1 protein-coding gene is annotated in these 253 nt (G+C 40.3%); it reads left to right on the forward strand.

All coding sequences use genetic code 11. The annotated features are described in order from the left end of the window. Positions 1–108: 108 nt before the first annotated feature. The coding region (locus NJD71_RS13955; RefSeq protein WP_442967697.1) for a DDE-type integrase/transposase/recombinase at positions 109–253 on the forward strand (145 nt) is incomplete at its 3' end.

Raw genomic sequence — 253 nt, forward strand, 5'->3', positions numbered from 1 at the left:
GGCTTGTTTTAAGATGTTAACGATTTGGTTGTCGCTAAAACGTGTCTTTTTCATAGGATTCTCCTGCTGGTGTATTTTAGCAGTTAATCTCTATTCAGGAGTGTTCTTATTTTTCGGGGGGATTACCGAATGACAGCAGATTTAGTTTGCCGTGCACTCAATATGGCCATCAAGAACAAACGACCCAACCAACAGCTGATTGTGCATTCTGATAGAGGCAGTCAGTACTGTAGTTATGACTATCATAAGATCA

The sequence above is a fragment of the Psychrobacter sp. PP-21 genome (assembly GCF_033790785.1).
In the GTDB taxonomy this organism is placed as follows: domain Bacteria; phylum Pseudomonadota; class Gammaproteobacteria; order Pseudomonadales; family Moraxellaceae; genus Psychrobacter.